At 58.7% G+C, this 3,292-nt stretch carries 3 protein-coding genes; all 3 read right to left on the reverse strand.

Features of this window, described 5'->3' with window-relative positions; all coding sequences use genetic code 11:
• Positions 1–227, reverse strand: a 227-nt coding sequence (locus Q0520_RS02070) for a type II toxin-antitoxin system RelE/ParE family toxin (RefSeq protein WP_298665937.1), incomplete at its 3' end; no start/stop codon positions are given.
• A complete protein-coding gene (locus tag Q0520_RS12145) occupies positions 224–349 on the reverse strand; it encodes a hypothetical protein (protein ID WP_342765229.1) in 126 nt (41 codons plus the stop codon). The genes Q0520_RS02070 and Q0520_RS12145, both read right to left, overlap by 4 nt.
• Positions 350–1,004: 655 nt before the next feature.
• Positions 1,005–3,292, reverse strand: a 2,288-nt coding sequence (locus Q0520_RS02080) for a type I restriction endonuclease subunit R (protein ID WP_298665939.1), incomplete at its 5' end; no start/stop codon positions are given.

The raw sequence follows: 3,292 nt of genomic DNA on the forward strand, positions 1-3,292 counted from the left end.
CCCACCTCGATCACGTGGATGACCATCACGTCGTCGACGATGGTGAGGATGGCGCGGTATTCGCCGACCCTGAGAGAGTAAAATGGCGGGTTCTGTCCTCCCTGTATCTTCTTCACATGCCTCTTCGGGTCCGTCTCCGCGGCAGTACCGATCGTGAGGGCGTAGTCCTTCGGGATACGCTTGATGTCACGGCGGGCCGTCGCGGAGAAGAAGACGCGATAGCTCATTCGTCTTTCAGCTCCGCCATGACCTGCTCAAGGGTGTAGACCCGACCCAATTTGATATCTTCGAGAGACTCCTCGATGGCCTTGATGGCGGCGTCGCTGAGGGGCTCGTCATCGACTGCCATCTCCACAAGCCGCTCGATCACGTCGGTGTAGGATTCCCTGGGGTGGATCTTCAGAGAGTCCAGGCGGTGCTTCAGGGGACCCTGATCTTGATGGTGGTGGTGTCGGTGGGTATACCTGAGTATACGGAGGTATCTATGATGGAGGTTATGATCGATCCCTGCGTAATTTCAGGTCAGTCATCATACCGACAACACTGAGGGGGGGACGCCCTCGCTGAGTTCATCGGACCTGATGAGATCGAACTCCGGTATCTTCAGAAGGCATCACTCACCTCTCACGAAACCCTCGATGGCGGCCAGATCGTACGCCAGGTCGTACCAGGATCGGCAGCTCGCGCTCCACGATCCCGAGGCGGGTCATGCCACTCCTCGTCATGTATCTGCCGCTCCTCCTTCTGGTCGACGAAATCCCTAGTCCTGATTAGTACTAATCTGGATTAGTCATGATGGACGTGTCCGACCCCATGACGTCGGAGAGGGTTGGGCACTTCCCTTCTTTCAGACATCCCTCACAGGTGGGGAAGGAGAAACACCGTCCCTGATCCGCTTCACCGTTTCTTTTTCGATCGTCCGAATGGGTACTTCGTCCCATGCTAGGGGTGGCTTTTCAGGGAGTCTGTTCACGGATGCGACCTAGATGCTGGATTGATACAGATCAGTAATACTGCCTGATATATTCATACGCCCTGTCGAAGAGATCCTGATCGTTCTGCAACTGGTATTTTCTGAGCGCTCCCCTGAGGGCTCTCTTCACGTCCCGTTCCCCCGGGTTGCTCTGCTGCCAGCCATCGAACCTGACAGCCCGCACCACCGCGTCGATGTCGGTGACGATTCTCTCGATGATCACCGGCGTCGTATCGGTCCGTGCCTCCTCAAAAAGTTCGGTCAGGGCTGCCTTCGCCTGCTGCTGCTCCTCGACCGTTTCAACCTCTTTCTCGGCCATCACCACATCGCGTGCGAGCTGGATGAGGGACTTCAGAAATTCCAGACTGTCGATGAACCCACGCTCGTACTGCTCCTTGATCTGCTCCAGACGCTCCCCGAGCCTGACGAATGCCGGATTGTTTGCATGTTTCCTGAGGCGCTTGATGATCTGGATCTCCAGTTTCTTGATCGTGTGCTCGTCCCTGTTCTCCAGGAGATCCCTCACCGTATCCTCGTCGATGACGATCCTGTCGAAGTCGTCTTTGATCCCTTCGACGTGCACATTTTCATGGATGATCTCAAGGGTCTTCGCCCCGAGTTTCTTCCAGAGGAGACGGCCTGCACAGTTGACTGGTCTCACCGATTCATAGACCTGGGTAAGCCAGCGGTAGTCCTCCTTGTATGCCGCCAGGAAGGGATCCGGGGAGATGGCCTCCCAGAGTTTTGCGAGGTTGATATAATCGAGAGCGAAGGCATCGCGTGCCTCGTTAGTTGGGATGCACTGCTGGGCGGCGATGAGTCCCTCCCACCCGTTCACACCCCGGTCAACACCAGGGAAATGGGAGAGGCAGGCGGCGAGCATCTCGGGGAACTGGTCTTTCAGGCTGTCGATGTTGGTGACGATCTCTCTCATCCTCTTCTCGTCGAAGGCGAGGGATCTGGCCACCTCGTCGAAGACCCCGATGTAGTCCATGATCAGCCCGAAGGACTTGCCGGAATAGGGCCGGTTGGTCCGGCAGATCGCCTGCAGGAGAGTGTGGTTTTTCATGAGTTTGTCAAGGTACATCGTCTGGAGGATGGGTGCGTCAAAGCCGGTGAGGAGTTTGGCGGTGACGATGACAAACTGCAGGGGGTCGAGCGGGTCCCGGTAGCGGTCGAGGAGTTTCTCCTCGTCCTCCTTGCTCCGGTCCCAGCGGTGCTTCCACTCGTCGGGGTCGCTGCGGCCGAGGGTCATGACGATATCCGACGCCTCAGGCGGGAGGAGTTTATCGAGCGCCTCTTTGTACTGGACACAGGACTGCCGGTCATAACAGACGATCATCGCCTTAAAGCCGTTTGGCTCGACTGATTCCTTGAAATGGTGCACGATGTCCTCGGCCACCTTTTCAATCCTTTCACGGGCGTGGACGAAGGTGGACCGGCGGCTGGCCCTCCTGATCAGGTCCCGTGTCTCGTCTTCATCAAGGGAGTCGGTGAGGGTGGAGAAGGCCTCGTCGATTCCCTCCCGATCGATATGGTACTCGATGAGACGGGGCTCGAAGTGGAGGGGGAGGGTGGCGCCGTCTCGCATGGCGTCCTCGGGGGAGTAGATGCTGAGGTACCCTGACTCGTCCTCCGTTGCTCCGAAGGCCCGGAAGGTGTTGCGGTCCACCTGGTTGATGGGGGTGCCGGTGAGGCCGAAGAGGAAGGCGTTCGGCAGGGCTTTCCGCATCTTCTGGCCGAGGTCGCCCTCCTGTGTGCGGTGGGCCTCGTCGCAGAGGAGGATGATGTTGGCCCGCTCGTTGAGGACGCCGTCGGCCTCGGCAAACTTGTGGATGGTGGTGATGATGATCTTTCTGGTGTCCTGGGAGAGGAGGCGCCTGAGGTCTTCCCGGCTGCCGGCGTTGACGGTGTTGGGGATGTCGGTGGTGTGGAAGGTGGCGTTGATCTGGGTGTCGAGGTCGGTCCGGTCCACGACGACGATCACGGTCGGGTTTCTCAGGGCGGGGTGGAGACGGAGTTTCTGGGCGGCGAAGACCATGAGGAAGGATTTCCCCGAGCCCTGGAAGTGCCAGATGAGCCCTTTTTTGATACGGCCGTCCACGACGCGGTTGACGATCTTGTTGCCGGCGTCGTACTGCTGGTGGCGGCAGACGATCTTGATCTTCCGGTTCTTTGCGTCGGTGGCATAGAGGGTGTAGTTCTTGAGGATGTCGAGGACGGTTGCGGGGGCGAGGAGGTTCATGGCGGTGTCCATGACGTCGGCGATGGGCGAGGCGGCCTCGTCGTCTTCGTCCTCTTTCCAGGGGGCCCAGGCAT

Origin of the sequence: uncultured Methanofollis sp. (assembly GCF_937919355.1) — an archaeon.
Taxonomy (GTDB): Archaea; Halobacteriota; Methanomicrobia; order Methanomicrobiales; family Methanofollaceae; genus Methanofollis.

Bases quoted from the DNA above. Each gene is read 5' to 3' on its own strand.
- Q0520_RS12145 (WP_342765229.1), bottom strand. From the start codon at position 349: ATGGCAGTCGATGACGAGCCCCTCAGCGACGCCGCCATCAAGGCCATC.